Source organism: Paenibacillus endophyticus, from assembly GCF_014192395.1.
Lineage (GTDB): Bacteria > Bacillota > Bacilli > Paenibacillales > Paenibacillaceae > Pristimantibacillus > Pristimantibacillus endophyticus.
In genome coordinates, this window is the sequence record NZ_JACHXW010000013.1 from 88417 (window position 1) to 113164 (window position 24748).

26 protein-coding genes are annotated in these 24748 nt (G+C 48.6%); 8 read left to right on the plus strand and 18 right to left on the minus strand.

Features of this window, described 5'->3' with window-relative positions:
* Positions 1 to 37 precede the first annotated feature (37 nt).
* The 5 genes from FHS16_RS19895 to FHS16_RS19915 all read right to left on the minus strand — a co-directional run bounded on the left by FHS16_RS19895 (position 38) and on the right by FHS16_RS19915 (position 4611).
* Positions 38 to 430 (minus strand): DUF2500 domain-containing protein, encoded by a 393-nt coding sequence (locus tag FHS16_RS19895; protein ID WP_183566614.1) that lies wholly within the window; start codon positions 428 to 430, stop codon positions 38 to 40.
* Positions 431 to 490: 60 nt separating this feature from the next.
* Positions 491 to 1207: an alpha/beta fold hydrolase gene (locus FHS16_RS19900; RefSeq protein WP_183566617.1), complete on the minus strand. Its 717-nt coding sequence runs from the start codon at positions 1205 to 1207 to the stop codon at positions 491 to 493.
* 143 nt (positions 1208 to 1350) lie between these two features.
* Positions 1351 to 2784 carry a glycan biosynthesis hexose transferase WsfD gene (wsfD, locus tag FHS16_RS19905; protein WP_183566620.1) on the minus strand — a complete coding sequence of 478 codons (1434 nt, stop codon included), beginning with the start codon at positions 2782 to 2784 and terminating at the stop codon, positions 1351 to 1353.
* A 224-nt stretch (positions 2785 to 3008) separates the two neighbouring features.
* A complete protein-coding gene (locus FHS16_RS19910) occupies positions 3009 to 3950 on the minus strand; it encodes an aldo/keto reductase family protein (RefSeq protein ID WP_183566623.1) in 942 nt (313 codons plus the stop codon).
* A 223-nt stretch (positions 3951 to 4173) separates the two neighbouring features.
* Positions 4174 to 4611: an Lrp/AsnC family transcriptional regulator gene (locus tag FHS16_RS19915; RefSeq protein WP_183566899.1), complete on the minus strand. Its 438-nt coding sequence runs from the start codon at positions 4609 to 4611 to the stop codon at positions 4174 to 4176.
* Positions 4612 to 4765: 154 nt separating this feature from the next.
* Here FHS16_RS19915 and FHS16_RS19920 point away from each other — a divergent pair, with 154 nt between their 5' ends.
* Positions 4766 to 5422 carry a YitT family protein gene (locus tag FHS16_RS19920; RefSeq protein WP_183566626.1) on the plus strand — a complete coding sequence of 219 codons (657 nt, stop codon included), beginning with the start codon at positions 4766 to 4768 and terminating at the stop codon, positions 5420 to 5422.
* A gap of 295 nt (positions 5423 to 5717) precedes the next feature.
* On the opposite strand, the gene FHS16_RS19925 is transcribed toward FHS16_RS19920, so the two are convergent.
* Positions 5718 to 5912, minus strand: coding sequence for a DUF2188 domain-containing protein (locus tag FHS16_RS19925; RefSeq protein WP_183566629.1), 195 nt, complete (start codon positions 5910 to 5912; stop codon positions 5718 to 5720).
* Between the two features lie 229 nt (positions 5913 to 6141).
* Positions 6142 to 7875, minus strand: coding sequence for an ABC transporter ATP-binding protein (locus tag FHS16_RS32280; protein WP_183566632.1), 1734 nt, complete (start codon positions 7873 to 7875; stop codon positions 6142 to 6144).
* Positions 7876 to 8094: 219 nt separating this feature from the next.
* Between FHS16_RS32280 and FHS16_RS19935 the strand changes: the two genes are divergently transcribed.
* From FHS16_RS19935 to FHS16_RS19950, 4 genes are all read left to right on the plus strand, one after another.
* A complete protein-coding gene (locus FHS16_RS19935; RefSeq protein WP_376769684.1) occupies positions 8095 to 9537 on the plus strand; it encodes an ABC transporter permease in 1443 nt (480 codons plus the stop codon).
* Between the two features lie 14 nt (positions 9538 to 9551).
* On the plus strand, positions 9552 to 11060 hold the full coding sequence (locus FHS16_RS19940; RefSeq protein ID WP_183566635.1) for an ABC transporter permease: 1509 nt from the start codon (positions 9552 to 9554) through the stop codon (positions 11058 to 11060).
* 124 nt (positions 11061 to 11184) lie between these two features.
* Positions 11185 to 13017, plus strand: a complete 1833-nt coding sequence (locus FHS16_RS19945; RefSeq protein WP_183566638.1) for an ABC transporter substrate-binding protein — start codon at positions 11185 to 11187, stop codon at positions 13015 to 13017.
* Positions 13018 to 13237: 220 nt separating this feature from the next.
* On the plus strand, positions 13238 to 13693 hold the full coding sequence (locus tag FHS16_RS19950) for a hypothetical protein (RefSeq protein ID WP_183566641.1): 456 nt from the start codon (positions 13238 to 13240) through the stop codon (positions 13691 to 13693).
* A 99-nt stretch (positions 13694 to 13792) separates the two neighbouring features.
* Here the strand turns inward: FHS16_RS19950 and FHS16_RS32685 are convergent, their stop codons facing one another.
* From FHS16_RS32685 to FHS16_RS19980, 8 genes are all read right to left on the minus strand, one after another.
* On the minus strand, positions 13793 to 13885 hold the full coding sequence (locus tag FHS16_RS32685) for a DUF6855 family protein (RefSeq protein WP_376769686.1): 93 nt from the start codon (positions 13883 to 13885) through the stop codon (positions 13793 to 13795).
* A 93-nt stretch (positions 13886 to 13978) separates the two neighbouring features.
* On the minus strand, positions 13979 to 14320 hold the full coding sequence (locus tag FHS16_RS19955; RefSeq protein ID WP_183566644.1) for a DUF1801 domain-containing protein: 342 nt from the start codon (positions 14318 to 14320) through the stop codon (positions 13979 to 13981).
* Between the two features lie 96 nt (positions 14321 to 14416).
* Positions 14417 to 14851, minus strand: a complete 435-nt coding sequence (locus FHS16_RS19960; RefSeq protein ID WP_183566647.1) for a YciI family protein — start codon at positions 14849 to 14851, stop codon at positions 14417 to 14419.
* 568 nt (positions 14852 to 15419) lie between these two features.
* On the minus strand, positions 15420 to 16670 hold the full coding sequence (locus tag FHS16_RS19965; protein WP_183566650.1) for an RNA polymerase sigma factor: 1251 nt from the start codon (positions 16668 to 16670) through the stop codon (positions 15420 to 15422).
* Positions 16667 to 17101, minus strand: a complete 435-nt coding sequence (locus FHS16_RS19970; protein ID WP_183566653.1) for a YciI family protein — start codon at positions 17099 to 17101, stop codon at positions 16667 to 16669. The genes FHS16_RS19965 and FHS16_RS19970 overlap by 4 nt, the downstream gene beginning before the upstream one ends.
* 109 nt (positions 17102 to 17210) lie before the next feature.
* A complete protein-coding gene (locus tag FHS16_RS19975; protein WP_183566656.1) occupies positions 17211 to 17378 on the minus strand; it encodes a hypothetical protein in 168 nt (55 codons plus the stop codon).
* Between the two features lie 42 nt (positions 17379 to 17420).
* Positions 17421 to 17891: an ABC transporter substrate-binding protein gene (locus FHS16_RS31885; RefSeq protein ID WP_246431857.1), complete on the minus strand. Its 471-nt coding sequence runs from the start codon at positions 17889 to 17891 to the stop codon at positions 17421 to 17423.
* Positions 17888 to 19348, minus strand: a complete 1461-nt coding sequence (locus FHS16_RS19980) for a helix-turn-helix domain-containing protein (RefSeq protein ID WP_246431858.1) — start codon at positions 19346 to 19348, stop codon at positions 17888 to 17890. Before FHS16_RS19980 ends, FHS16_RS31885 begins: the two co-directional genes overlap by 4 nt.
* Positions 19349 to 19539: 191 nt before the next feature.
* Between FHS16_RS19980 and FHS16_RS19985 the strand changes: the two genes are divergently transcribed.
* Positions 19540 to 21177, plus strand: coding sequence for a helix-turn-helix domain-containing protein (locus tag FHS16_RS19985; RefSeq protein WP_183566659.1), 1638 nt, complete (start codon positions 19540 to 19542; stop codon positions 21175 to 21177).
* A 128-nt stretch (positions 21178 to 21305) separates the two neighbouring features.
* Entirely contained in the window at positions 21306 to 22298 is a 993-nt protein-coding gene (locus FHS16_RS19990) for an ABC transporter substrate-binding protein (protein WP_183566662.1), read from the plus strand.
* A gap of 199 nt (positions 22299 to 22497) precedes the next feature.
* Here the strand turns inward: FHS16_RS19990 and FHS16_RS19995 are convergent, their stop codons facing one another.
* Entirely contained in the window at positions 22498 to 22854 is a 357-nt protein-coding gene (locus FHS16_RS19995; protein WP_183566665.1) for a winged helix-turn-helix transcriptional regulator, read from the minus strand.
* A 144-nt stretch (positions 22855 to 22998) separates the two neighbouring features.
* On the opposite strand from FHS16_RS19995, the gene FHS16_RS20000 reads away from it, so the two are divergent.
* Positions 22999 to 23352: a DoxX family protein gene (locus tag FHS16_RS20000; RefSeq protein ID WP_183566669.1), complete on the plus strand. Its 354-nt coding sequence runs from the start codon at positions 22999 to 23001 to the stop codon at positions 23350 to 23352.
* Positions 23353 to 23496: 144 nt separating this feature from the next.
* Here FHS16_RS20000 and FHS16_RS20005 read toward each other — a convergent pair whose 3' ends face one another.
* Positions 23497 to 24228, minus strand: coding sequence for a hypothetical protein (locus tag FHS16_RS20005; protein WP_183566671.1), 732 nt, complete (start codon positions 24226 to 24228; stop codon positions 23497 to 23499).
* Between the two features lie 243 nt (positions 24229 to 24471).
* Positions 24472 to 24654, minus strand: a complete 183-nt coding sequence (locus FHS16_RS20010; RefSeq protein ID WP_183566674.1) for a CsbD family protein — start codon at positions 24652 to 24654, stop codon at positions 24472 to 24474.
* Between the last annotated feature and the right edge of the window lie 94 nt (positions 24655 to 24748).

Genomic DNA, 24748 nt, shown 5'->3' on the forward strand with positions numbered 1-24748 from the left:
TGACTCATGATCTATCTCCGCTCTCGATGGTTTAATTCTATGCAATCCCATGTCTGTGAAATTGTTTGAAACGGGTCCCTTGATGCGTAAGCTCCCCTTGGTCACCTACGACAATTAGTCCATATCTATCCGCTCTCACCGCTAATTCGATACGGGATCGATCATCCATTTCGAAAGTAATGTAGTAATCCGTACTTGCGCTGGAATCGCCGGAACCTCCCCATACCTCTGTCCGCTTGTCCACGATCGTCACGGATCTTGTTACGGCTTCCGAAGCATTATTGCCTATCCAGGTCCTAATTCCCCTTACGATTACATAGAGGAATGTACTGGCTACGACAGTAATGACGAATCCTCCAAAAAGTTTGAAAAATAACGGCACTTCCTTTAGGAATCCGAAAAACCCGGGGCTCTCATCAAAACCAATCATATCATCTCTCCTTTGCGCAGATACCCCATACAAAAATGAATAGCAAGACAAGTTTATCTGTCAATCTATGCTGTCTATAAACGCAATAATGTCGTTATAAAACGTTACTTTGTCCTGCCCCTTAAGAGCATGGCCCGAAGCTGCATATTCCTTGACCGTTAGCTTCAGGCACATGCTCTTATACCGTTCGAGATCAGAGTCAGCCACTAATGAACCCTCCAGCAGACCTCGCGCCACTAAAACAGGCATATCAAAATTTCCTTTCAGCTCAATTTGCCGCGATTCCATTTGTATCCCTCTCACAGCCTCCGGTCTAATTTGTTTCGTTCGGTTAAATGGAATGAGATAGTTATGGATGTAATCTTCCGGCCACTCTTCATCCATTGCCCTGTGCTCTGGTGGATAGTCTCCAACCATAATCGATTTAACTTTCGACTTGTGCTTTAATGCATATCCTAATGCATAAGAAACACCGCGTGAGTAACTGAACAAATGAAAGTGGCTCAGACCGGCATCCTGCACAACGGCTTCAATATCAGATACATGCTCGCCCAGGTTGTATCCAAAGCTGGGTGTTTCACTTTCACCTCGTCCTCGGAACGATAGGATCACGCTCCTTCTTGGCTGCACGGCTTCAAGCAAATCAATATACTCATCCGCCGTTTCCGATAACCCGGGGCAAACGACTAATGTCGACTTGGCATAATCGCAGTTATTGACTGAGTCCAAGTAATGTATAGCTATCTCACCATTTGTCACATGCTTGGATATATACATACCGTACCTCCTCTTCGACTGAGAAACGTGAACAGCTCGTTGTTTGTCCGCTTTCTCCCCTTGCAATCCGCGACGGTTGAGTCCTGCACCGTAATAAAAAAAGCACGGGAGCCCTCAGCGCTTCCGTACTCTTTCATATCACGCTACATCCTGCGACTGCTTCGCAACGAAGCCAAGCAGACCAGCTGGTACACCAGCCACACGACGCCTGCAACCAGCATCATATCGAATACGACGTTGAACAGGAACAAATGCTTACCCATATCCGCTTGGCCGTCGCCTAGAATCGGGATAAGGAAACTGAATATTCCGGTCAAGCCAAGCAATATCAACAGCTCGACCGCAATACGGGAACGCTTGTCATAGCGCCGCAGCCATTCGAAGACAGCCGCCGCGAAATACAGCACGTAAACAACCGCGATAAACCACAATGCGTTTGGCATATGATGGCGTTTGAACTCACTCCATGTGCTGTAGCTGTATGCAATGGCGCCTGACGGCTTGCCTTCCGATTTCTCAAAGCTGCCCAAGTAGTAGGGCCGTATGCTCATCCCGTTCTCCGCCGCATACTCCATTTTGCTAATCAGCCTGGCAGGATGCTTGAGATAAAACAGCAATACGTCCATATGCGAGATTCGGTCATAGAATTCCGCCTTTAGGGATGGATCATTCGGCTTGATTGCCGTGTCTCCTTGGAAATAATTCGTTCCTGCAAGCACCGCCAAACGACTAGGCAGCCCGAGCTCCTTCAAATCACCTTCTACGTCCGGTGACTGATTCAATATGCCAAAAAACACGGTTTGATACATATTAATATGCCTGAAATCCTTAGGCGCCGCTGCGTACATGACAATAGAAGCAAGGAAAGTCAATGCAGATAGGATGATCGCGAGCTTGCGCCAGCTTTTATCTTCTCTGAGCCAAGCATACCGTAGGCCAAGAAGGGCAAAGCCCACGCCAATCGGCGCGTTCTGCGTTTTGGAGCAAACAAGAAACAGAATGGCTGCAAAGAAAAGCACCAGCGTCCTGCGGGAGGGCTCCTCTTGCTTCGTAAGCAGCAGTCCGAGACCGACTGTAAGCAGAAGGAATACAAACGATACTGGCTCCCCGAACAAAGAGTTGAAGTAAGCTAAATACCCGATATCAGAGAAGACAAGCAGCATGAGCAGCGCCAGCACAACTGCCGTGACAACCGACTTTGTCTTGTTGTATTTAATAATAAGATAGCCTGCCGCAATCAGCAAAGCAGCATACATACCGCCAAGAACCCGCACGTCAAACGCCGACCCGTTAAACAGCTTTCCAATAAACCTAGCTATCGCTACAACAATAAACTGCGTAGACGGATAAAAGCCTCGAAAAAAATGATCATACGCGAAGTATGCATGCGCATAACCAAAAAAACGATCCTCATATGACTCCAACGCATCATAATAGTTCAATCCCGCCGAACCCATCATTCGTAGAAAGTCTCCGTTGTCGGCCACGCCGATAAACGTCCCTGCGAATAGCAGCCATATCGCGACGCAGGACGCCAGCAAGACATAAATATTTTCGATGGCAAAAAGCTTTCTCATCACTCTCTCTCCTACCCTGTCAACTTCTCCTTCTCCCATGCATGGCGCATATTGCACACCTAAAATCTAGTAAAGAAGGAAACATTAAACTCAATCGTACCCCTGCCTTAGACAATCGTCAAGCTTGCCCAGCTTGCACAGAGCAAAAAAAAGCCGCCTTTATGAATCTAAAGGCAGCTCAGTCTTCAGTCTTGCAAAGTGTCTATCGTTACTCTCCCGGTTGCTTATGCGCCTAGTATTTGTTCAATGCGGGCTAGACTATCCGCGCTTAGCTTAATTCCCGAAGCCTTCACATTCTCCTCTACCTGCTCCGGACGGCTTGCGCCAACCAACGCACTGCTTACGTTAGGCTGTCTTAGAATCCAAGCCAAGGCAAGCTGTCCTACCGTGAGCTCAAGCTCCTTCGCCACTCGGCTGAGCTCAATGACCTTCGCGATCTTCTCCTCCGTTACTCCCTTGCGCATACCTTCCAACTTGGCAGCCCGGCTGCCTTCAGGAATATCGCTTACCGAGCTGTATTTGCCGGTAAGAAGGCCTTGAGCCAGCGGCGAGAATACGACTTGGCCAATCCCGCTGCGCTCGCCGTACGGAATGACTTCTTTCTCAATATAACGATTAAACATATTATATATCGGCTGGTTGGCAACGATACGATCCAATAAGTAGCGATCGGCAATTGCATGCGCTTCTACCATCTGAGCAGCCGTCCATTCACTTACCCCTACATATAATACTTTTCCTTGCCGCACCAAATCGCTGAGTGCTCGAAGCGTCTCGTCCATTGGCGTATTCGGGTCATGCCTGTGGCAATAGTACAAATCCACATAATCTGCACCCAAGCGGTTCAAGCTGGCGTGGCATTGCTCCATAATGTGCTTGCGCGATAAGCCGCGGTCATTAGGCCCCTCGCCCATTTCCCCGAATACTTTCGTCGCGAGCACGTAGGATTCACGCGGGAATGCCCGCAGCGTCTCGCCCAGAAGCTTCTCTGCTTCTCCCCGTTCATACACATTCGCCGTGTCAAAAAAATTAACGCCAAGTCCATATGCCGATTGAATAGCCTTCACAGCATGATCGCGCTCAACGTATCCGCCATATGTCAACCAGCTGCCTAGACTAATTTCACTAACCTTCAAACCGCTTTTTCCCAAATGACGAAATTGCATTTTTACTCAGCTCCTCATGATTCGATGCTCGCAAGCAATTAAAGCGCTGTCCAAGCTTGCATCTTTATTCTAGAGAAGTTGTTACCTATAGGGAAGAAGGGAAAAAAACATCACTATCTAGCGTGGAGTATAGATACTATATCAAGCGTAACTACTCTTTTTAATCGCCTATGACTAATCACGCCCGGATCGACATCAACAACGATCTGGCGTAAGGAGCCGCTTACGCTTTCGGCAGTATGCTCCGGTTCATCACTGGGGAGGAGAGAATAACCGAAGTATTGACATTGCCGAAGGGCATAAGCCGTTCTACAAGCTCGCTTAGCGCATCCATCCCCGTAACCGACGCTTTCAAAATATAGCTGACCGTACCCGTTACGCGATGGCATTCCATAATTTCATCGTCATTCATTATTCGCTTCTCAAACTCCGTCGGAAATACCTTCAATTCGCTCATTTGTATAATGACCTGAATGTTTCTCCCGATCGCGGCCGGCGACACCCTTGCGCCAAATCCCGTTATGATGCCATTCTCCTGCAGGCGAAGCAGTCGTTCCGAAATACTGGGGCGGCTAAGGGAGAGCCGCTTGGACAGCTCGCTTACCGTCATTCGCCCATCCTCCTGAAGCAATTGGAGCAGCGCTCTGTCAATTGGATCGATCATAACTTCCCCTCCTTCACATTGCAGAACAAATGCTGCTATTTACTTCAATGTTACATAAACTCACATAAATTCCATTCAGTTTATCATATATCCATTCCGTCTTGTTTTGTATGCTTATATTGAACAAATTCAAGCAGGCGGTGCATGCGATATGGCAAGGAAGTCGACCGACAAAGTGAAGGCGAACACAAGAAAATGGCTTCATTTTGCAGCAAGCTGTCTCGTTACGGCCAGTGGTTTGGTCATCTTGAAGCATTCAGATATCGTTACCGGAGGCACGGCGGGGCTCTCTTTAAGCATATCCCCTCTGCTCCATGTCCAATTCCACTATTTGTTCATTTTGCTCAACCTTCCGTTTTTTGTATTCTCCTACTTTTACATGGGCAGGTCCTTTACGCTCAAAACCACGCTGGCAATCGTTCTTCTTTCCTTGTTCAGCAGCATGGACAGCTTACTGCCCGTATTTACAATTTCACCGCTGCTTGGGGCTATAGCCGGTGGAGCCATTATCGGAGCTGGCATTACTGCTCTGTTCAAGAATGGCGCTTCATTGGGCGGGGCGACTATCCTTGCGATTTATTTGCATAAGAACTACGGGATCAATCCAGGCAAAATCAATTTTACGTTCGACCTTCTAGTCGTACTCACCAGCTTAACCGCATTCTCCCTTACGAGCGGGCTGTACTCTGCACTTTCAATCGCCGTCACCTCCGGCATCTTATCCTTCTATAAAAAAAAGCGAAAGCGTACCGAGCCTGCCAAATCAGAGCCCAGTACCGCTTCCGCGCACCAGCAGCTTATGGAATAAAAAAAGCTGATCGCGGATTTCCTCCCGCGATCAGCTTTTTCAGTATTTATTTGCGAGCTCGTTCATTCACTTACGATCTTAATGACTCCGTCACAGCCCGATTTTCATCAAACGGTATGCTAAGCTAGGAGCAAGGGAAATATGCGAGCGCTAACCGCTTCATATTTTACTCGGTTCCTGTCCATTTATTCACCGCATTTACGATTAATGGCTTATAGAATCAATCCCATTAGTAAAAATTCGCGGGCTGCTCGCCATTTCCTCTGTGAGGGAAGGAATGAGGAGAAGGTCTCGTCTACGCATTCTTTTTCCGAATTTGCTTATCCCGGTTCTCGCCCCATTCTTTGGCCTGAGCTGTGGCGATTGCAATAGCCCTGCCTTCTTCATAGCCATCCTCTAATAACGCGTTGGCAATCTCGATCGCTTTATTCCGAACAGGTGCCATGAAATTTTTCAGTGAATCGGGGTATTCCTCTTTTGTCCAAGGCATCTTCCATCCCTCCTTCCAAATCGTGATTTGCAGACCCGCAGTTCATACTGCTCCTGCACAAGCTGCTATTATTTACCCCTATCGGCGAAGTGATTAAACAGATCCAGCAACATAAGACAACAAAATGGCCGCAGCAGGTTATTACTCTTAACCTGCTGCGGCCCGTTTCCTGCTGCCTATGTGTTTCATTAGCGTACCGCTTATTTCTTATATGCAGCGCCTGCTCTTATTAGTCAGCTATTGCTACCCAATGCCCCTTTTTCACTTCCACAAAAGTCGAGTGCTCCAGCCCGTAAGGGTCGGCTTTGGAGGCTTCCGTATGCGGCACCGCTTTTTTCAACGACTCAACCTTGGGATCGGGTACGGGAATCGCCGCGAGCAGCGACTTCGTATAAGCGTGAATCGGATTCGCGTACAGCTCCTCGCTTTCGGCAAGCTCGACGATTTTCCCCTTATACATCACCGCGACGCGATCGCTGATATGCTTGACCATCGATAGATCATGAGCAATAAACAGATAGGTCAATCCCAGCCGCTGCTGGAGCTCCTCGAGCAGCTTCACAATCTGTGCTTGTATGGATACGTCCAACGCGGATAACGGCTCATCGCATACAATAAACTCCGGCTCAACGGCCAGCGTCCGTGCGATACCGATCCGCTGGCGCTGCCCGCCGGAAAATTCATGGGGGTACCGCTGCGCGTGCGAAGCATCCAGCCCCACCATCTCCAGCAGCTCCTCCACGCGCCTTTGACGCTCCTGCTTCGTTGTCGCTATCCCATGCACATCGAGCGCTTCGCCGATAATATCAACAATGCGCAGCCTTGGATTGAGGGATGCATATGGATCCTGGAAAATCATCCCCATATGCCGCCTCATCGTCTTCATTTCCGTCCGGTTCAATTGCTGCAGCGGAATGCCACGATAGAGCACTTCGCCTCCTGTCGCTTCATTTAAACGGAGAATCGTGCGGCCAGCCGTGGACTTTCCGCTTCCGGATTCGCCAACTACGCCAAGCGTCTCGCCTGCCCGGATATCAAAGCTGATATCATTAACCGCCTTAACAATCTGCCCTTTGCCCATATCAAAATATTGCTTAAGTGCCCGCACTTGAAGCAGCGGCACATCATCCGCTTGCCTAGAGAGCGTTGGAGCAGGCTTTGCCTTTTTCTTCTCATTCAGACGAGGCAACGCGTTAAGCAGCTTGATTGTATAGGGATGCTGCGGATTCGCAAAGATCTGCTCCGTCGTTCCCGTCTCGACGATCTCGCCGTCTTTCATTACGACAACACGGTCACACATGCCCGCGACTACGCCAAGGTCATGCGTAATGAGAATAATGGAAGTTCCCAGCTGCTTCTGTATATCCTTCATTTGATTAAGAATCTGCGCCTGTATGGTCACATCGAGCGACGTAGTCGGCTCGTCAGCGATGAGCAGCGAAGGCCGACATGCAAGCGCTATGGCAATCATAACCCGCTGACGCATACCACCGGAGAACTCATGGGGATACTGTAAGTAGCGAGCTTCGCTATTCGGAATGCCTACAAGCTTAAGCATCTCAATCGCTTCGGCTTTGGCCTGCTGCTTGTTCAGCTTCCGGTGCTTAATCAAGCTCTCTTCAATCTGCTTGCCGATCCGCATCGTTGGGTTAAGGGAGGACATTGGGTCCTGGAAAATCATTCCGATATCGCGGCCTCTGATACCTTCCATTTCCTTATCGGACTTGAAGGCTAGATTCTGCCCTTGGAATAGCACCTCGCCATTCTTTACCATAGAAGGCGGCGATGGCAGCAGCCTCATAATCGTGCGGGCAGTAACGCTCTTCCCGCTCCCGGATTCACCGACGATGCCAAGCGTCTCGCCTTTATGAACTTCAAAGCTGACATGGCGAACGGCTTCTATTTCCTTGTCGTGTGAAAAGAATGATACTGATAAATCGTTTACTTGAAGCAATGTATGCATATCGTCACCTACGTTGTTATTATTTTCCAATAAAAGCCAAAAAGATTTCAAAAAGTAAGTAACTAATTTATATCTCAACACTATTATATATTGTATAATGATTATAGTTTCAATCCAACCATGAGGTTATTGACTTTTTTCTATCCTTAAAATAAAATCTACTATATCGATCGGAATAATGCAATTAAAAAAAGCTTGAACGAAAAGGAGCGGACTAGCTTGATAGGGCACGCTACTGCAACGGGTAATGGCTTCGCTGATCGTTTGGCCGCCATATACCGCAAAATGTTATTACATCCATCCTATAGGCTGCTTCTCCTGTTAGCTGGAGCGCCTGTTACCGTTATTGTTTATGTGGCGCATCAACTGCTCAAATCCAAGAGCGGCTACACTCGCATCGTGGAAGAAACGAGAAACAAGCTGCTGAAATCAGGTTATATGGACGAGCTGTTTATGGAAGCAAAGGACCAGCTGCAGCGGAAGCATCGTTTCTTCGAGCAAACGGTCAGTACGGAGCAGACTGCTCGCGAAGCCAAACAGATCGCTGCACGGAAATTCGAAGAAACCGTGCAAGCGCAGTTAAAGGAACGCTTGTCCAGTGAGAGCGGCCTGAAGGTTACGTTCGGCGAAACTTACCATTCACTAGCGATGAACCCCTTCTTCATGGTTCTATCGGTAATCATCGGATTGCCCATGTATCTACTGATGGCGATCTATGCCAATCCTTATGTGAAATATATCGTAGAACGGCTGTTCATGGCCATTTTCGTTATTTTCGGAGTCGCCTTCCTAGTCTTCACGATTCTATACATCTCGCCGATGAATCCGGCAGCGAATCTGCTGGGCGAGACTGCTACAGCCGAACAAATCGCAACGTTCAACCATCTTTACGGATTGGATCAGCCTTATTTGGTTCAGCTATGGAATACGATTAAAGGCATATTAACCTTTGATCTTGGCAAATCATTTGCCGGCAACGAGAACGTAACTACGGCAATCGCGAATAAATTTCCGGTTACGCTAACCTTAACGTTTATCTCCACGTTGATCGCTGTTCTAATTGCCTTGCCTATCGGGATCCTGTCGGCTACAAGGCCGAATTCCTTTCTCGATTATACCTTTATGTTCATTGCTTTGCTTGGACTGTCCATTCCCAACTTCTGGCAAGGGCTAATCTTCATCCTTAATTTCTCTATTAAACTGCCCTGGTTGCCCGCCACTTATAATCCCGACAATTGGCTGTCCGCGATTATGCCGATCGTCGTGCTAGGTACGGGATTAACGGCTGCGGTAGCCAGAATGACGCGCTCCTCGACGCTGGAGGTCATACATGAGGATTATATTACGACCGCCAAGGCAAAAGGACTTGCACGCAGGCATGTCCTGTGGAAGCATGCCGTCGGCAACGCGCTTATCCCGATCATTACGGTTATCGGCCTCCAGTTCGGCGGCATGCTCGGCGGGGCAGCCGTCACGGAGAAAGTATTCAATATTAGCGGTATCGGAAGCTATATCGTAGACAAGCAGTTCATTCCCGATATTCCGAGCATTATGGGCGGGGTAGTCTATACGGCCATTACCATTTCCATCGTGAATGTGATTGTCGATTTGCTGTATGCGTTTTTTGACCCGAGAATTCGTTCCAAAATGAAACAATACTAAAGCAGGTGCTACCTTTGACGAATCCGTCCATCACCAAGCAAGAAGTCCAGTTCCGGCTGAAGTCCAGCCAAGAATACGGGCAAGCAAGCTTCTCAGGCATCGTATCCTTGGCTTTGGCGATTGTCCTGCTGCTGAACAGCTACGTGCCCAGCACGGGAGCTTTCAAGCCTGCCGTCCTTATAGCTAGTCTCGCCTATTTCGTGTTTACGCTGCTTCAGTTCGGCGTATGGGCGCTTATTCGCAGGGATCTCATTCGGAGTGGCGCCATAAAACGTTCGACGAGGTCACTCGGATACGTGCTGCTGCTCAGCTTGCTGAGTGCCAACATATTCATCGCCACCTCTGCTTTCCAGCTTGTGAAGGTGAAGAAAAGCGCTGCCTATACGCTGGCCGCTTATGCATGGCTTACAACGGTTCTCGTTTTCGCCGTTTCCGCGCTTAATTTATTCAAGCCTTACGTGGCAAACGGATTTCTGACAGGCATGTTTCTGCTTATTGTTGCAGCCGTTCTGCAGCTTGCCGCACTGCTCCTTATCGCTAGGCATGCCGACAAGGCCGTTTTACCTCGCTGGATGTGGGCGGTTGCCGCCGTGCTTCTCCTGACCTCGGTCAGCGGCAATTTGTTCGCTTTATTCCTAGGGCTGCTGCTTATTTCCAAGCTTCGCGACAAGGGCCATACGTCCGGTTCCAAGCTGGGGGAAGTCGTAGAGCGCCTTTCCCGAAGCTCAACTTCGATGCTCGGGCTGCTCTTTATTCTGTTTTTGCTTACGTTGTCCATTACCAGCTATCTGACCTTCGATTACGGCATGGCCATCGCTAACAATTACAGCTTAATTTTGCAATCGCCGAATTTGGCCTATCCGCTAGGGACGGACAATTTCGGCAGAGATTTATTTTCACGTATCGTATTCGGCGCACGAATCTCATTGGTCGTTGGCCTCATGTCCACGTTCATTCCGGTTGTGATTGGCGGCGTGCTTGGCGCCATCTCCGGTTATTACGGACGCCATACGGACAACGTAATCATGAGAGCGCTGGATATCCTGTATGCCATTCCCGGTATATTGCTCGCCATCGCCATCATTGCGGCTTTCGGCGCAAGCACTGTCAATCTTATATTAGCGCTGAGCATTGGAGCCATTCCGACCTATGCGCGAACGATGAGAGCGAACGTGATGCTGGTCTCCACGCTTGAGTATGTGCAAGCTGCGCGCGCATTCGGTGCAAGCGACAGTGCCATTCTGTTCAAGCACATCGTGCCGAACTCCATCGCGCCCATGATCGTGAAGTCCACGCTTACGATAGGCACGGCAGTCATCTCGACCAGCAGCTTGAGCTATCTAGGGCTCGGCGTAGAGCCCCATATTCCGGAATGGGGCAACATCCTTAAGCTTGGCAGCGCGTACCTGGAGACGCATGCTTATACGGCCATTTACCCGGGGCTTGCCATTATTGCGCTCGTGCTCTCGTTCAACTTCCTTGGCGACGGCCTGCGCGATGCGCTCGACCCTAAGCTGGACTAACGGCCAGCTTTATAAACACGTAACTCATTCATATTCCATCGACTTCTACGTTACGAAAGCATGAACGGACGATGAATGAATGTGAGTTAAAATAAAAATAGAATATCTATCAGGAGGGAACACCATGAAGAACAAAACCAAGTTTGGCGCTTTGCTGCTGCTTAGTGCTTCTATTATGCTCAGCGGTTGCAGCGTAACCACCAAGAACGATGCCGCGGAATCCCCTAAGCCGTCCGAAGGCACAGAGCCAGTCGTTGACAGCAGCCCGGCTGATATCGAATTGCTCGGCATGAGCAGCAATGAGGCAGACATTAACATTATCCGCGATCAGCTGACTAAAAACGGCTTCAACGTGAAGCTGAATGTACAAGCCGATTACGGCAGCTTCAAGTCCCAGCAGGACGCAGGCAACTTTGATATCGCATTGTCCAGCTGGACCACGGTAACGGGAAACCCGGATTATGCGGTTCGCTCGCTTTTCAAAACAGGCGGGGATTACAGCATTCTAGCGGATGCGGATATCGATGCTCTGATCGATGCTGCTGGCGCTCAAACACCGGCAGAGTATACGGAAACCTACAAGCAATTCGAGCAGCAGCTCGTATTCGACAAAGCCTATATTGCTCCACTGTACAATTCCTTGAAGGCGCAAGCGTTCAACCAAGAAGTTCTGAACAAAGATTCCGTTCGCATCTCGAAGTCCCGTTCGCTTCCATGGGAAGCTCTTGATTTCAAAGATACGGCTAAGCGCGCCAAGGATGCATTGGTGCTGCAATCGACGATTCCAACCTTGACATCGCTCGACCCGATTAAGGGCAACGACGGCTCCATCAATATTATCAATACCAATATGTACGTTCGCTTGGTGAACCTGACCGATGACGATAAAATCACTTCTGACGGCTCCCTGTCTTACAATCACGCAATTGCCGAAGGAAATTCCGATTACTACTTTATCCTAAGAGACAATATTAATTTCGCTCAAATTAAAAACAAGCTTGCCGTAGATACAGGCGAGCGCGTTGGCGCAGACGATGTTATCTTCTCCCTTGACCGGGCGAAGGACAAAAACTCAGTGCCTGACCACCGTACGTTCACGCTTCATGAGCATATCTCAAAAATCGAGCTCGTTACCGACACAGCTTCGCTTGATAGCGTAAAAGTAACAGGCGGCAGCGACAGCGTGAAAGCAGCGCTAGAGAAAGGGCTTAGCGCACCGATTTCTGCACTTGTATCCGACAAAACGCAAGCAAGCAGCAAAGACGGCAAATACCAGGTCGTGAAGCTTACGACTACCGAGCCTTTCCCGCAAGTACTGAACTATTTGGCTCACCAGTCCGCAGGCATCGTGTCCAAGAAGCAAGTGGAGAGCATCAATACGTATGACGTAGCCAAATTCGACGTGAACAAAGACATCCCTTACGGCGATCAGAACACGGTAACGGAAGGCAATGCATACAACAACACGCTTTATACAAGCGGTCCTTACATCCTTTCCAGCAAAAATGATTACGAAGCCATTTTCTACAAAAACCCTGCTTACTTTAAGGGCACGGACAATGAACCAAAAATCAACAATATCAAGATCCGTTTCATCAAAGACGCAGACAGCAGCTTATCCGCGCTGCGCAGCGGCGAGATCCACCTTTACTACGGCGTTTCCGAAACCAAATACGATGTAGTTAAGAGTGACAGCAAGCTGACGCTTCAAACGATTCCGAGCAACGCGGTTTCTTATCTGCTTTTCAACACAAAAAACCGTCCGGTAGCAACTAGCGCTGATTTGAGAAAAGCCGTGCTTTACTCCATCAATCAAGATGAGTTTCTTGCATACTACGGCGGCAATAAATTCAAAGCGGTATCCACTTTGAGCCCGCTTGTTGACACAGGACTAGAGCTGAAGGCCGATTCGGCGAAAGTGAAGGAATTCCTGGCTGCGTACAACGCAAGCAAATAAACCTTTATAACGAAGAAGAAACGCCTGACGGCGTGCTTTCAATAGACGCCATCGTTTCGGCGAAACGTATAGAGAAAGGATGAGCAAACTCCATATCCTTTCCTATACGTCAAGCGAGTCTTATATTTGGAAATAGACTGCCTCAGATCATCCACGGTGACGGGGCAGTCTTTTTCTCATTTGGCCGATTTATGCAAAATACGAAAAGGAGCAACTACACATGTCCAATATCAATAAGCCGGAAGCAAGTCTCTCCCAGTGGGATGCCCTTATGCTGGAATCGCTTAAAGCGCATGGCTGGGCGAATGAAGAGTTGATTAACCGAGTTCGTGCGGGGGATCTTCCTGCGGATGACAGCAAATTCCAATTTGATTATACGGGGTTAACCGCGTTTGCCGCCGAGAACGCGAGCAGCTTTGAGCAGGCCGTGAATCAAGGCTACCAGATCAAATACAATACGATTCGCGGCATTCACAGCTGGATTCTCGTTGCGCTTCGGCACGAGGCTGAGCTGCTGCTGGAGCCTGGCCATGAAGCGGTAGTTGCTTCTTTGTCAGAGAGTGAAGCTCGGCATCTGACCTCCGTCCTATCTTTTGGATGGCATCTGGTTCTGCTAAACGATGGGCAGGCCACGGGCGGCAAGGCTTCATACCGGATTGAGCCTATCCAGCGTTGATTCCAAACGAATTTAAACGATCCCAAACGATCCCAAACCAAATAGGATCTTTCGATCAGCATGCTCTGCTCATAGAAAGATCCTATTCTTACTAGCGAATTAGATCGCCCTCATACGATTATTCCTTGGATTATGCTCGACCTCCGCAAGTCCCAATTGCTCCATCAGCGGCGGGTAATAGCTATACCTTATACGCCAAACATTATCGACGCATCCTCTGCTAGTATATCATTTCTATAGACTCCCGCTCCGCAAAACCCCATTCGCATCTGCACGGCAGGCGAATTATAATGTTGAAGCCGCTTCAACCACGAAGGAAGCTAGCTGCTCAGAATCGAACGGCTGCCCCTGACGCAGCTTGATCGTTTTCCTCTCTGGGGGACCATCGAACAATCCTTCTGGGAGCGATAGTCCGCTCGCATTAAAAATCGTGAAGCTTACCGCGTCCTTTGACGTGGAAATAACGGCTGCATATTTTCCATTGTGCAAAAAATGAGGCTTCTTGTATTGCATCCGCTCCTGAATACCCGGAACAGCGGCAAGCACGGCCTTGCGCAGCTTGCTGCAAAGCTCCCCCTGCCAGGGCTCTTTTACTGTTTCAATAAAATCCGATACTTCCTGATTCATCACTTGCTCTCCTTTTCGCCGATCGTATTTGTGATGCTCATCCTCGGCGGCTGGTTGTATGAAAACGAACGGCAATGGATGCCTAATTTCTGACTGTCAGCTTCTTTTGAGCATACCGAGCTGGTCCCGCAGATCAGCCTCTAAGGCTAACCCTTTCGAGTTGTTCAGCAGGCCTGCTTCCTCACGAAGCAGCCGAAGCTCGATCTCTCCCTTGCCGCAGCCGCTTGGGTTCGGCATGCGAAGCGCCCAGCGTATCGCTTCCTCTTCGGACTCCACATCAATCAGCGTGAACCCGGCAATAAGCTCGTGCAGCTCCTCGAATGGTCCCGCCAACACTTGCGGCAGCTCCCCGTGCTCCGCATAGGATATGCGCAGCCCGCTCGCGCTCGGCTGCAAGCCTTCTACCGCGAGAAGCTTGCCCGCGCTTGCCAAAGCTTCATTGAACGCTGACATGCTTGCAATTAGCTCATCGCTCGGCCTCACGCCTGCCTCGGAATATTTAGTCGCCTTCACAATCAACATATACCGCATATGATTTGCCTCCCGTCTTGGAATGCAGGCCGCTTGCAAACCTGCCTCTATATAAGCAACGAACGAGCGACCCGGTATTCGACAGACTGCACATCCTTTCACAAAATATTTTCCCGTAAGAAGAAACGCCTGACGGCGTCCTTTCAATTGACGCCATCGTTTCAGCGAAACGTATAGAGAAGTAGGAGCAAACCCATATACTTTCCTATACGTCAAGCGTAAACGGCTGAAGCCGTCCTCTGGCGACTAAGCTTACGTTTCGCGTAGAAATATAGAGAAATTTGGCGAAATGATATACTTTCCTATATTTCAAGAAGAAACGGTTTCACCATCTTCTGCAAGAGGGGCTATCCGTTTCTCGTAGAAAAAGAAGAATACTTTATCGTGTGAAACATATACAGCCTTATATTTCAAGCGTAAACGGCTGTCGCCGTCCTCTGTGGCAAAAGCATTCGTTTCGCGGATATCTATAAGCACATTTATAGGTGAAAACATATATATGCTTATATCTCACAAAAAAAAGCCTCCATGGCCGCCGTCGATCCGGGGCAGGAGACTTGCTTCTTATTCACTCGCATTCTGCCGCCCGTCTGAGGAGGAGCTCGCGCTCACGCGCATTGCGTGTCATGGATGCGGCTCGTTCAAACTCCACGCGGGCCTCATCCATACGGCCTAATTTAGCCAGGAGATCAGCGCGCACGCTCGGCAGCAGATGGTAATCCTTCATTGCGGGCATAGCTGTCAGCTGATCAACCAGCTGCAGCCCAAACGCTGGACCAAAAGCCATCGCAATCGCCACTGCCCGATTCAATTCGACGATCGGCGATGGCATGACGCGCGACAAAGCCTCATATAAAGCGGAAATTCGCACCCAGTCCGTATCTCCGGCGTTACGGGCCTTTGCATGGCATGCGGTAATGGCAGCTTGAAGCGCATACGCTCCCATTGGTCGACCCAGCTTCTGCGCACGGTCAAGCGCAGCCAAGCCGCGCCTGATGAGAAGCTGATCCCAGAGCGCCCGGTTCTGATCCATAAGCAGGACCGGTTCGCCCTCACTATTTACACGTGTTTTGAAACGTGAGGATTGCATTTCCATTAGCGCAACCAGTCCGTGCACTTCTGACTCCGCAGATGCAATCTCCGCTAGCACGCGTCCTAGCCTTAGCGCCTCCTGACAAAGCAATGGCCGCAGCCAGCTGCCGCCTGAGGTTGCGGCATAACCTTCATTAAACATGAGATAAATGACCTCGAGCACCGTTGACAGCCTATTCTTCAGCTCTTCGCCTGCGGGAACCTCGAAATCAACCCGCATGGCGCTGAGCGTGCGCTTCGCACGAACGATACGCTGCGCGATGGTCGATTCCGCAACGAGAAAAGCATGCGCGATTTCATCCGTCGTGAGCCCGCACAACAAACGGAGCGTTAGCGCTACACGAGCCTCCGGCGATAAAGCCGGATGGCATGTCGCGAAGATGAGCCGCAGCAAATCATCTCCAACCTCGCCATCCAGCGACATGTCCACCTCCTGCTCCGTATACAGCTCGCTGCCGCGCCCTACCTCTTCATATTTCTGTTCGCGCAGCCTGCTCCTGCGGATCAAGTCAATCGCGCGCCGCTTCGCCGTCGTCATCAGCCATGCGCCTGGATTATCGGGTATTCCAGCTTCCGGCCATTTCTCCAATGCGATAACGAGCGCATCCTGAGCCAGATCCTCCGCGAGTCCCACGTCCCGCACGATGCGTGCCAGCCCAGCAATCAGCTTAGCCGACTCCATTCGCCAGATCGCATCAATCGTACGCTGGACGGCTTCCTTCGTCATTGCTTCTTAGGTCCTTCCAGCTTCTCGCGAAGCGCGGCTTCCATCGCCAGCGTTTCCGGATTCTGCGTCAAATCCTCCGCCCCCATAATCTGCCGCAGCTCTATTTCCCCTTGGCCGTTGCCATGCGGATCCGGCATCCTCATCGCCCATTCAATCGCTTCTTCCCGCGATTTGACCTCAATAAGCGTATAACCTGCGATAATCTCTTTCGCCTCCGTAAACGGGCCATCGATCACTTTCGGCTTCTCTCCCGGATTCGGGTAAGAGATGCGAATCCCGTTAGAGCTTGCTTGCAGCCCATCTGCAGCGAGCAGCACGCCTGCCTTGGCCAATTCCTCATTGTAGCGCAGCATCGCTTCCAGCAGTTCCTGACTTGGCATTACCCCTGCCTCGGAATCCGTCGTACCTTTAACAATCATCATGAATCTCATCGTTATTCCCTCCTGAATGTATGATGGATACGCGATGATTGGCCCTCATTCCAGCGGCCAATCATCGCTCCTATATATCCGACGAATAAGAGCAGATAGAATCGACAGCTCACCCTGCAAATATTTCAATGACAATCATTTTCCTGCTCCTGCTTCCAAAATAGGTATTCGTCATGCCGTATCCATACTCCTCTTCAATGATCCTCTCACCCATGAAGGAACAGCCTGCTTCCCTGCCCTGCCGCATGAGGCATATAAAAAAGAGCCAAGCGGTCATCCGCACGGCTCTTCCTTTTCAATCCCTAACATGTGAGCTTCCTTATTTATGCGCTTTGGCAACCTGTTCTATCAATGCGTCAACCGCTTCGTCGACCAAATAAGGACCATAATTCCATTTATCACGCGTCACGTTAATGATTCTATTCTCTTTGATCGCCGGTATCGCTTGGTAGACCGGCTCTTGGAACAGCTCCATCATTTGGGCCATCTCTTCATCCGTCATTTGGGTGAAGAAATAGTCGGCTGGCTTATTCACGAACTCTTCCAAGGAAATGACGCTTCCTCCATCGGCATACTTTTCGAACTGCTCCGGCATCTTGAATCCGTAATCTTCATAGATCAGCTTGCCCAGTGTACCGCCTTTGCCCCCTAAAAGGATCTCTCCCTCGTAGAGGATGAACGTAATGGAGGTCGTCCCCTCTGCAATATTGATGTCGATTTGATCGCGAATCCGCTGCAGCTTCCCCTCGAACTTGCTAATCCATGCCTCAGCTTCGTCCTTGCGGTTCATAATGTCACCATCGTACGAAGCGTATTAATTACATCCGGATCGCCGCCCCATGCTACAGCAATCGTCGGCGCAATTTTCTCGTACGATGCGAACGCTTCTGCTTTGTGATAATCGGGAAGTATAATCAAGTCGGGCTCCAGCGCCGAAACAGCCTCTGCGTTGCCTAGCCCCTCGCCAATGCTCTCCACTTCGGCCATATCCTCCGGATATTGGTCCAATGTGCCTTGATCAGCACCTACCGGCTTTAAGCCGAGCGGAAGCAAATAACCGCCATATGTAACAACGACAACTTTGCCAGGATTCGCTGGAATTTCTACCTCACGGCCCAAAGCATCCTTAAACATTCTTTTCTCTGCCGGCAATGCGTTCGCCGATTCATTCTTTTGCTCGTTATTTGTCTGAGCAGTCGGCTGCACCTCAGCCCCCGTGCCGCCGCATGCGGCTAACAGCAAAGAAAGACTGAATAACAAGCTCACCGCAAAAGAAGGCTTAAATCTAACGTTCATTTCATTCACTCTCCAAGCATTTTGTTGATAATGATTATCACTATTAACAATATAGCTTTCCTCTGCTTGGGACGCAATGAACGATTCGGGCATAATATTCGTACGAATTGAACCTTTTAATCCGAGACGGTGCATTTTGAATTGCGCTGGCGTAGCGCCAGCCTGCTTTTTGAATAGCCGATTGAAATAGTAAATATCAGTATAGCCTACACTCTCCGCTATCGTGCGGATGGGGATATCCGTTTCCATAATCAAAGCCTTCGCCTTGTTCATACGTATTTGTACGAGATATTCCATCGGACTGCTTCCATACTTGCGCTTGAACACCCTTGCAAGATAATGCGTGCTGTAATGAAACACATTAGCAATCGTCTCCATGGGAATGGATTCCCGGTAATGCTCATGAATATACAGTGCGATCTGCGCGGCCAAATCAGGCTCGGCAAGCTCAGCGCCATCCAGCTGCAGCTGCCGAAACTGCTCATACACGAATTGATAGAACAAGCCTGCTGCTTGCAGGCGTTCCAGCTCCTCCCCCTTGGTCCAATGCACAAACATGCGCTCGAGCAAGGAAAGCAGCAGAATAGGATCGCTCGCGCGGAATGTATAGGGCCTCTTGAAACGCGCAAGCTGCTCTATCCGCTTAGCTGCATTGTCACCTGTTAACTCCATTATCGGTTTATATAAAATCAGGTAATAATCAATGGAACGATTCGAACCTTTCATATACAAAACGGCGTCTTTTCCACCGTGAAGCACGTGATAGCCCATTGAAGAAACCTCGATGCCATCCAGCTTCAGCCATGCCTCTCCCTGATTGGCAAATAGGAAGGCGTTGGCGGGAAGCCGATAAGCGCGCGGCTCCTCCCATGGCTTTAAGACGATATGGCGAATGTCTACTATTTTAACCGGCGTCTGGCTCCATAATCGGATCGTTTCTGACCACTCCATAGCTACACCTCACAGCAAATATATCTCATTATAAATCATGACGGATATAAGCGGCTATTTCCACTTTCGAAGAAGACCAATCGTTTACTCAAGCGTTATAAACCCTCCATGCTCCCGCCTGCAAAATTGCGATGAAGGGTTTAGTAAGCTAAAATGTTCTTTAGTTAGCCACAAGGCGGTGAGCTTGTTTAATGAAGACCGATAAAAGCATGAAAACAACCGAATACGGCTCGCTCGAAGACATGAGTTTCAAGCTTCGCGAAATAGAGTCCGTCAGCATACATAGACATGACTGGAAACTTAAGCTTCAATTTATAGAGTCGCACCTGCTTCTGGTAGCTGCAAGCGGCCAAGGTCAACTGACCGTCGACGGGAGATTTATTGAACTGCGGCAAGGCAGCGTATATCTATGTGTGCCGGGCCAGCTCGTCGAAGCGGCGGTAGACTCGTTGGATGAGCGGGGGTTTTACCATATCCGATTCGATGTCTTTGCGGATAATGGACAGCCGATCCCTAGCGGCAGCGTTGAAGATCCACTCCGCCGCTTCCCGGTAAAAGGAGAGGTTATCATGTCGTCTCCCGTAACAGTAGGCACTTTATGCGAAACCATCTGTCGGCATATGAAGGACGTGAGCCCGCTCAACCGATTTCGTGGTCAAATCCACTTCCAAGAGTTGCTGCTTACAATTCTGCAAGACGCTGTTCTCGAGCAGGAAACCGATTCGGAAGCCGTGCTTGAATACGTAAAAAGCTATATGAAGCAGCATTACCAGCAAGAACTGACCATCGAGCATTTGGCTAAGGTAGCCGGCATTAGCCCTCGCCATTTCATGCGCCAATTCAAAAAAAGATATGGCTGCAGCGCTATCGATTATTTGGCGATCTACCGAATTGAGCAAGCGCAGCAGCTGATGAGAACGGGCGGGCACTATCGCATACGGGACATTGCGCGCCATGTGGGCTACCATGACGATATTTATTTTCGGCGCAAATTCAAACAGGTATCCGGCATACCGCCAGCTGCATTTATAAAGAACAACAAACAAAAAATCGTTGCCTACGATTCCTTTAACATCGGACAGCTTCTTGCTCTGCAAGTGACGCCATCTGCAGCGCCAGCCGAGCATCCATGGACCGATTATTACCAAAGAAAATATGAAACAAGCTCCGTGCTCGGTTTAAGCTCCCTGCATGCCAATAGATTGGAACAACTAAAGCTTGCTGCGCCGGATTATATTATCGGTTCCAACCATCTGGTTTCAAGTGGAGAGCAGAAAAAATTAAATGAAATTGCTCCCGCCTTTTTTGTTCCATGGTTAGAGAACGATTGGCGCGCGCATCTCCGCCTAACTGCACGGTTTTTGGACAGATCAACCATCGCCGAGGTCTGGTTGGATCACTATGAGCGAAAGGCGGCATTCGTCAGCGATCAGCTGAAACGGGCTTTCAAAGACGACACCCTCCTCATTCTGAGGATCACCGGGAATAGCTTCACGCTGCTAGGCGGCAAAAGCATTGCAACGGTATTTTACGATGATTTGCATATTAGGCGTGCGCAGCGTATATATGAAGAGACAACCGATCAGGAAATGACGCCTGAACAACTCACCGCTATCGACCCGGATCGCATGCTGGTCATCGTTGGCGATGACCCCCAATCCCAGTCCAGCTGGCACACTTTAATGCGCTCTGAACGATGGCGTTCCCTGAAAGCTTATCAGAATGGCAGGATTGACTTTCTTCCTGCTTACCCTTGGATTGAATATAACGCTTTTACTCATGACCTTTTATTAGATGAGGCATTGAAGCTATGGCATGATCGTACATGAAATTTTGTCGCTATCGTCAATAGGATGAATGAACAATTTCAACTATACTCCTTTTATATGATAATGATTATCAATTTTAATTAGCGGCAGTCATTAATCAATCAGATTTACAGGAGGGGCACCACGGAATGAAAAGAAATGTACGCTTATTGGCAGGATTGATGATGATCCTGTTGGCGCTGATCAGCACAGCCTGTGCAGCAGCGAAAACGGAAACGAACACTACGGGCGCAACCACTGAACCTACTAGCCAGCCGAGCGCAGAAGCGCCTTCTGCAGAGCGGGTCATCAATAGCCTAAAAGGAGATATTACGATTCCAACCGATCCCAAGCGGGTCATTGGACTTTCCGTCGTCTATCCCGAATTTTTGTATGCGCTTGGCGTCACGCCGGTTGCCGTACAAAACTACCATGAGGAGTACCCTTCTTATTTAGAAGAGGGATTTAAAGATACGGTGAAAATGGGCATCGCCCAAACGCCTAATTTTGAAGCTATTCTTGCCGCTGCGCCTGATTTGATCATTGCTCCAATATGGTGGTCCGATAAGGATTATGATCAGCTATCCAAAATCGCTCCCACCATCCTCCTGCCGGAGCGCGATAATTGGAAGGACGAGCTGCGTGATATTGCCGGCGTGTTTGGAAAGGAACCATTGGCAGAATCGGTCATAGCCGATTTGCAGGCGAAAGAAACAGCGGCTAAGCAGAAGCTGGATACCCTCGTTGGTGATGAGACGGTAATGTACATGATGGTCATGGAAAAGGAAATCATCATTTATGGAGAGACGATTGATCGAGGCAGCTTTATTCATGAGCGGCTTGGCCTAAACCCGATTAAAGAATTCCCGCAAGCCGAGCGTTCCATCTCTATATCTTTGGAAAAAATACCTGAATACAATCCAGACCATATCATCCTGCAGCTTAATAATGAATTCAATGAAGCCATCCAGAACCGCTATAAAGAGCTGCTGGACAGCTCGCTTTGGAAAAATATGACTGCGGTCAAAAACAATCACGTTTATACGATGGCTGGCAAGGAATGGTTCAATCTGGGCATGTCCCCGCTCGCAGACAGCTATGCGATTGACGAAGTCCTTAACGTCTTTGAGAATAAGCAATAATACCGAACACTTATGAGCCAAACAGAAGAATTGGCGGATTGGCTCGTTAGCATCAAATAGGCATGTAGCTTTTTTAAAAAGAAACAGCGGCAGCGATGGACGAAAAATGCGTCCTTGCTTGCCGCTGTTTTATTGTGTTTGATGTCGGGCACTTCTATCCGCAGACGACAAGCAGTCATCCGCCATTGGTCCTTGCATCTTATCCCTTGGGCTCACTCTCTGAGCGATCTACGCCGTATAGCGCATCCATATGCTTCATATGAGCAGTTCCCCAATCATTTAATGCCTTTAACACAGTGCTTAACCCTTTGCCGTATTCCGAGATTGAGTATTCTACTTTAGGCGGAATTTGGTTGTACACCTCGCGGTGTACGATATTGTTATGCTCAAGCTCTCTTAATTGTTGGGTAAGCATCTTCTTATTTATATCCGGAATCGCTTTTTGAAGCTCGCCGAATCTCATTATGCCATTTGAAATAAGCTGAAGCAAAATGGCCGGCTTCCATTTTCCCACTAAAATATCTAGCGCCGATTCAAACTTACAATATTCTTTCATTGCACTCCTCCAATTCCCCTTGCTCGTTAAGGTAACCTTTTAGTGACTACGTTAAGATAAAGTGCCTACTTGCTGGGTTTGATCATTAGGGTCTACTATACCATTAGTAGATTTCAAATACATAGTCAGGAGTTGGTAGCAAAAATGAATATCGCGGTATGGATTATTCAAGGGCTCGCAGCATTAGGATTTGTCTATTCAGGCTGGTTGAAGGCGTTTCAGTATGAATCAGCCAAAAAGTCTTGGGGATGGGTGTCAGACGTTCCAAAAGCGTTCGTCGTCTTCATCGGGTTGGCAGAACTGCTCGGGGCAATCGGACTCATTCTGCCGCAAGCGACGAATATCGCGCCTGTATGGACACCGATTGCCGCAGCTGGGCTCGCCGCAGTCGTACTTTTAGGGGCCATCTTCCACGTTGCTCGCAAGGAATACCGGGAAATCGGCGTTAACATAGTCTTTTTCGCGTTAGCTCTGTTTATTGCGATCTGTCGTTTTTAGATCGAGGATTATCTGACATTTTATAAAATAAAGCCACTCCTTTGCCAGGAGCGGCTTCAATCATTGATCTGGTTTTTAGCCTATTCGTACCCTAGATACGAATTTAGCAATCATGCCCGTCTCCTCTGAATTTTTTTGGCCGAACTACTCTTGGTACGACCTTATCGTCCATTGTTTGTTATGAAAAACAAGCCAATATACAGAACCGGCCTTCGCTTTATATCTCTCCATGTCGTTATGAACATCATCAAAGTCCATGACTTCACCAATGATGTAAAGGGGTACTTCCAAGCTGCTTCTCGATTTAATGCTCCGATATGAATCAACAAGTATGCCCTCTTGCGCTAATGATAATAATTGGTTCGCAAGATCCAGCCCCATGGGAAGCAAGCCTCTTTTATACTTTTTCAACTTATTAGGTATGATATGGCACATCGCATCCAAATAGTCGGTTTTATCTTTATGGAAAACCTTGTTGTACCATCCATCATCGTGGGCTAAATATACAAATCTGTTATTAAGTTTACTGAAAAACGGACCGTTTAACGCCTTTTTATAATGGCCCAAATATAATAGCTCTGCTTTTTCTTGAGCATCTAGACGATCAAGAGCTTCAACCTGATCAAAATCTATCCAACAGAAATTTCCGTATTGATAAACATTCTGTTGGTAAAGATCATTCAAATGTTCTTTTCTTACGAATTCTAATTGAAGTCCCTTATGATAATCTTCTCCTGCATACCCCGACACAAGCAGCAATACATGATTTAATTGTTGAGAAAGAGACGTAGCGAAATCAGCAAACGCTATACCCGTTGATGTTACTGATTGTTCTTTTTCGTTATAAATCATATAAATAACGTCTCTTGTCTTCATATGAAATCCTCTCGTTTTACAAGTCTGCGGGGAGAATATGAGCGGCACAAAACCTTTTATCCCATTATATGGTACCACACTTCCCGCCGCATATCACTTGCATTCAAACGCTCGACCGCACCAAAAAGCCGGCAACCCTCTATACAGCGGGCTACCGGCTTTTCGCAAGCAGGATACAGCTTATCCGTTACGCAAGTCTGTTCCGTTGAAGCATCAGGCTCCCTTGAATGCAAGAAACCCTCATTAACGGTTGATTTTATCCTTCAGTTCGCCCAGCTTCTCCTGCGCTACACCTTTGAGCTTATCCAGCTTGCCTTCGGCTTGGAGACTCTTGTTATCCGTCGCTTTGCCGTAATCATCCTTCACTTCGCCTTTTGCCTGGTTCGCAAGGCCTTTAACTTTATCCTTCAATCCATCTGTATTCATATGAATCAGCTCCTCTATTCGAGTATGCTCTTATCTTACCTCCAATGGGCAATTCTGAAACATCGGATTGAAATCGAATGCTTGTCGATCAGCA

What these genes read in the sequence shown, in the direction of transcription:
- FHS16_RS19895 (WP_183566614.1), bottom strand. Translation starts at nt 430, where the DNA reads ATGATTGGTTTTGATGAGAGCCCCGGGTTTTTCGGATTCCTAAAGGAA.
- FHS16_RS19900 (WP_183566617.1), bottom strand. Translation starts at nt 1,207, where the DNA reads ATGTATATATCCAAGCATGTGACAAATGGTGAGATAGCTATACATTAC.
- wsfD (WP_183566620.1), bottom strand. Translation starts at nt 2,784, where the DNA reads ATGAGAAAGCTTTTTGCCATCGAAAATATTTATGTCTTGCTGGCGTCC.
- FHS16_RS19910 (WP_183566623.1), bottom strand. Translation starts at nt 3,950, where the DNA reads ATGCAATTTCGTCATTTGGGAAAAAGCGGTTTGAAGGTTAGTGAAATT.
- FHS16_RS19920 (WP_183566626.1), top strand. Translation starts at nt 4,766, where the DNA reads ATGGCAAGGAAGTCGACCGACAAAGTGAAGGCGAACACAAGAAAATGG.
- FHS16_RS19925 (WP_183566629.1), bottom strand. Translation starts at nt 5,912, where the DNA reads ATGCCTTGGACAAAAGAGGAATACCCCGATTCACTGAAAAATTTCATG.
- FHS16_RS32280 (WP_183566632.1), bottom strand. Translation starts at nt 7,875, where the DNA reads ATGCATACATTGCTTCAAGTAAACGATTTATCAGTATCATTCTTTTCA.
- FHS16_RS19945 (WP_183566638.1), top strand. Translation starts at nt 11,185, where the DNA reads ATGAAGAACAAAACCAAGTTTGGCGCTTTGCTGCTGCTTAGTGCTTCT.
- FHS16_RS19950 (WP_183566641.1), top strand. Translation starts at nt 13,238, where the DNA reads ATGTCCAATATCAATAAGCCGGAAGCAAGTCTCTCCCAGTGGGATGCC.
- FHS16_RS19955 (WP_183566644.1), bottom strand. Translation starts at nt 14,320, where the DNA reads ATGAATCAGGAAGTATCGGATTTTATTGAAACAGTAAAAGAGCCCTGG.
- FHS16_RS19960 (WP_183566647.1), bottom strand. Translation starts at nt 14,851, where the DNA reads ATGCGGTATATGTTGATTGTGAAGGCGACTAAATATTCCGAGGCAGGC.
- FHS16_RS19965 (WP_183566650.1), bottom strand. Translation starts at nt 16,670, where the DNA reads ATGACGAAGGAAGCCGTCCAGCGTACGATTGATGCGATCTGGCGAATG.
- FHS16_RS19970 (WP_183566653.1), bottom strand. Translation starts at nt 17,101, where the DNA reads ATGAGATTCATGATGATTGTTAAAGGTACGACGGATTCCGAGGCAGGG.
- FHS16_RS19975 (WP_183566656.1), bottom strand. Translation starts at nt 17,378, where the DNA reads ATGACCGCTTGGCTCTTTTTTATATGCCTCATGCGGCAGGGCAGGGAA.
- FHS16_RS31885 (WP_246431857.1), bottom strand. Translation starts at nt 17,891, where the DNA reads ATGAACCGCAAGGACGAAGCTGAGGCATGGATTAGCAAGTTCGAGGGG.
- FHS16_RS19980 (WP_246431858.1), bottom strand. Translation starts at nt 19,348, where the DNA reads ATGGAGTGGTCAGAAACGATCCGATTATGGAGCCAGACGCCGGTTAAA.
- FHS16_RS19985 (WP_183566659.1), top strand. Translation starts at nt 19,540, where the DNA reads ATGAAGACCGATAAAAGCATGAAAACAACCGAATACGGCTCGCTCGAA.
- FHS16_RS19990 (WP_183566662.1), top strand. Translation starts at nt 21,306, where the DNA reads ATGAAAAGAAATGTACGCTTATTGGCAGGATTGATGATGATCCTGTTG.
- FHS16_RS19995 (WP_183566665.1), bottom strand. Translation starts at nt 22,854, where the DNA reads ATGAAAGAATATTGTAAGTTTGAATCGGCGCTAGATATTTTAGTGGGA.
- FHS16_RS20000 (WP_183566669.1), top strand. Translation starts at nt 22,999, where the DNA reads ATGAATATCGCGGTATGGATTATTCAAGGGCTCGCAGCATTAGGATTT.
- FHS16_RS20005 (WP_183566671.1), bottom strand. Translation starts at nt 24,228, where the DNA reads ATGAAGACAAGAGACGTTATTTATATGATTTATAACGAAAAAGAACAA.
- FHS16_RS20010 (WP_183566674.1), bottom strand. Translation starts at nt 24,654, where the DNA reads ATGAATACAGATGGATTGAAGGATAAAGTTAAAGGCCTTGCGAACCAG.